Source organism: Geomonas sp. (assembly GCF_035254065.1).
Taxonomy (GTDB): Bacteria; Desulfobacterota; Desulfuromonadia; order Geobacterales; family Geobacteraceae; genus Geomonas.
In genome coordinates, this window is sequence record NZ_DATFBA010000263.1 from 1 (window position 1) to 3,390 (window position 3,390).

Genomic DNA, 3,390 nt, shown 5'->3' on the forward strand with positions numbered 1-3,390 from the left:
GGAAGCCGGTCCGCCGCAAGGCCCGCTCCAGCGGTCCGATCGCCTTGAACATGAACGGGTTTGCCATGATCGACAGCACCGCTCCTGCCAGGATCAGCGAGTACTGCTGCTGGGTGAGGATGCCGAGCGAGACGCCGGTCTGCCCCACCATGAAGGAAAACTCCCCGATCTGGCTCAGGCCCGCCGCGACCACGATCATGGTACGGGGGGGTGCGGGGAGGAGCAGGGCCAGCATCAGGGTGAGCACCGACTTGGCCAGCACGATGAAGATGGTGAGTTCGGCCACCTGGCCAAGGTGCGCCAGCAGGTAGGAGGGATTTACCAGCATCCCCACCGAGACGAAGAAAAGGACGGTGAAGACATCCCGAAAGGGGGACACCTCCGCGCTGATGTGATGGCTTGCGCTGCTGCGCCCCAGCACCACCCCGCCCAGAAAAGCCCCCAGCGCGAGGGACACCCCGAAGAAGTAGGCCGAACCTACCGCGGTGCCGAGGGCAACCGCGACGACGCACAGGATGAAGAGCTCGCGGGATCTGGTGAAGCTGATCCTCAGCAGTACCCAGGGAAGCAGCCGGCTCCCCACGGTGAGGATGAGGATGACGAAGCCTGCCGCCTTCACTATCCCTAGCGTGACCGACATGGTGGGTGAGCCCGTCTGCTGGGAGAAAAGGGGGGGCAGGAGCACCAGGATGAAGATGGTCGCGAGGTCCTCCAGGACGAGCCAGCCGATCGCCACCCGGCCATGGGGGCTGTTCAGCAGGCCGCTGTCCATCAAGCCGCGCAGCAGGACCACCGTGCTGGCGATGGAGACGGCGAGCCCCAGCACAAGCCCGGCGCGGACAGACCAACCCCAGGAATGGGCCAGGGCGAAGAGCAGCAGGCAGGAACCCGCCATCTGCAGCACCGCGCCGGGGATGGCCACCTTGCGCACCTCCCACAAGTCCCGCAGCGAAAAGTGGAGCCCCACCCCGAACATGAGGAACACCACGCCGATCTCGGCCAGCTGCCCGATCTGCGCGAGGTCGCCGATGAAGCCGGGGGTAAAAGGTCCGATGGCGACGCCGGCCAGAAGATAGCCGACCAGCGCGGGGAGCCCGAGGCGGCGCGCGAGCACCCCGCCGGCGAAGGCCCAGACGAGCGCCATGGTGATGTTCAGCAGCAGGGATAGGTTGTGGTGCTCCATTGCCCCCCCTGTTCCGGGTGAATGGCGGTAGGCGGCCCGTTTAATGTGAGTGTCGGCTCGTCACATTGTAGGTTGTGGTCACCTGATGTCAATTGCCGCTATCCGGTGAGGTGAGCTTTGTCTTGCGGCCTCCGTCCGCTCGTGGTAACCTGCGGCACCTGCATTGCCGGCTGCTAATCTGCCGGAAGCTGCCATTCCAGAACACGAGGCGTCACATGAAAGGTAAAAGTCTACTCGAATCGATCGGCTCCACTCCGGTGGTGGAGATCAGCTCGCTGTGCCCCCCCGGCGTCCGGCTGATCGCCAAGCTGGAGGGGAACAACCCCGGCGGCTCCGTCAAGGACCGGCCGGCGCGCCACATGATCATGGCCGCGGAGGCAAGCGGCGAGCTGACCCACGACAAGATCATCCTGGAGCCTACCTCCGGCAATACCGGCATCGCGCTGGCCATGATCGCGGCGGCCAGGGGATACCGGATCAAGCTGGTCATGCCTGCCTGCGTGAGCGTGGAGCGGCGCAGCGTGCTGGAAGCCTACGGCGCCGAGATCGTGCTTTCCCCGGGGTGCGAGGCGACCGACGGCGCGATCCGGCTGGCCCACAAGATCCTCGCCGAGGACCCGGAGAAGTACTACATGCCGAACCAGTACGCCAACCCCAACAACGTGCTGGCGCACTACGACACCACCGGCCCGGAGATCTGGCGCCAGACCGAAGGTGAGGTCACCCACGTGGTGGCCAGCATGGGGACCAGCGGCACCATCATGGGGCTTTGCAGGTACTTCAAGGAGAAGAAGCCAGAGGTCTGCATGGTGGCGGTGGAGCCGGTGCTGGGACACAAGATCCAGGGGCTCAAGAACATGCAGGAGGCGATCGTCCCCCCCATCTACGATTCCACCGCCTACGACCGCAAGCTGGTGGTGGAGGATGACGAGGCGTTCGAGACCGCGAGACTGCTCGCCTCACGGCACGGCATCTTCTGCGGCATGTCCGGAGGCGCCGCCGTCGCCGCGGCCATGAGGCTCGCCTCGGAGCTGCAGTCGGGCACCATCGCCGTCATCGTCCCCGACCGTGGCGACCGCTACCTCAGCACCAATCTCTTCAAATCGATGTGCGCACAGTGCCCGCCCTAACCGCAATTTGAACAGCGAAGGGGAACTCTGCCGACACGGCAAGGTTCCCCTTTTTTTCATGCCATCATGATGTTGGCGGCAGCTCCCTTGGCCGCCGCACTGCCGTTGTTATTGCAGCGGGTCACCTCTGGCCGTGGATCACGCCCGGTTCGCCCGCACCTGCCATGATGCCGGGCTCGGCAAGGACTCTCGGAGTGTAGCCGATCTTGAGCACCTCATGGCCGTAGATCTCTTTCAGTACCTGGGCTGCTCCGTCATAGAGCGCGCACAGGGAAGCCAGGATGAAGAGGTAACCGCCGAGCACCGAGCACCAGAAAACTCCCGCCAGCAGGCCGATGGCGGCGAAGGTCGCTCCGCCGGACACGCTCATCATCACGGCGGCCAGCGCCAGGCTGTGTCCCATGGCGGCCAGGGTGAGCACCCAGCTGATGGCCGCCAGCACGACGAACCACATCCCCAGCTCGGGGAAGATCCCTCCCATCGGGATCAGCCGCGGCTGCAGCGAGAAGATCGCGTAGAGCAGTCCGTAGCCCAGGTAAAAGGCGCCCCAGGTCCCGTGGATGGCCGTTGCCAGCCCGTCACGCGCCCTGAAGGCCCACACCGAGCAAACCAGCTGCACGATGCCGCCGCAGACCGCGACGAAGGGCGCGATATAGAAGGGGGACATGGCCGAGCCGTACCAGCCGGCCAGCCAGGCGGCGATCATGAAGGTCGCGCCCGCGAAGGCGAACATCCCCAGTATTGACGGCGGGGCGACAGGTTGCAGGAACACGTTGGCGGCTCCGCCCGGCGTGCCCTGCACGGTGGTTCCTTGTACGCTCGTGCTCTGTACAGGCGTTACATATTCTTCTTGAATTGCCATGACGCTTCCTCCTTTCCCATGTCCAGGTGCAGTGAGGTGGAGATGGGCGGAACATGGTTGCTGTCTTCGCCAAAACTGCTGTTTTTCTGCCATCTTTCATTCTAGCAGAGGCGTCGGCATCGCTGCAAACTGTTGTCCGGAAGGATGTTGCACCGTGACTCACACCCCCCTGCCAACTCTCCCTCGCCCTCCGGGAGAGGGCTGGGGTGAGGGAA

General features: G+C 64.6%; 3 protein-coding genes. 1 reads left to right on the top strand and 2 read right to left on the bottom strand.

Annotated features, from left to right (window positions below):
- A partial coding sequence (locus VJ604_RS12085) for a cation:proton antiporter (RefSeq protein WP_324082812.1) occupies positions 1-1,183 on the bottom strand: 1,183 nt, incomplete at its 3' end.
- Between the two features lie 215 nt (positions 1,184-1,398).
- Between VJ604_RS12085 and VJ604_RS12090 the strand changes: the two genes are divergently transcribed.
- The gene (locus VJ604_RS12090; protein WP_324082814.1) at positions 1,399-2,313 is read left to right on the top strand and encodes a PLP-dependent cysteine synthase family protein; all 915 of its coding nucleotides are present in this window, start codon (positions 1,399-1,401) and stop codon (positions 2,311-2,313) included.
- A 121-nt stretch (positions 2,314-2,434) separates the two neighbouring features.
- Here the strand turns inward: VJ604_RS12090 and VJ604_RS12095 are convergent, their stop codons facing one another.
- Positions 2,435-3,175 carry an acetate uptake transporter family protein gene (locus VJ604_RS12095; RefSeq protein ID WP_324082816.1) on the bottom strand — a complete coding sequence of 247 codons (741 nt, stop codon included), beginning with the start codon at positions 3,173-3,175 and terminating at the stop codon, positions 2,435-2,437.
- Positions 3,176-3,390 lie beyond the last annotated feature (215 nt).

Bases quoted from the DNA above. Each gene is read 5' to 3' on its own strand.
- VJ604_RS12090 (WP_324082814.1), top strand. From the start codon at position 1,399: ATGAAAGGTAAAAGTCTACTCGAATCGATCGGCTCCACTCCGGTGGTG.
- VJ604_RS12095 (WP_324082816.1), bottom strand. From the start codon at position 3,175: ATGGCAATTCAAGAAGAATATGTAACGCCTGTACAGAGCACGAGCGTA.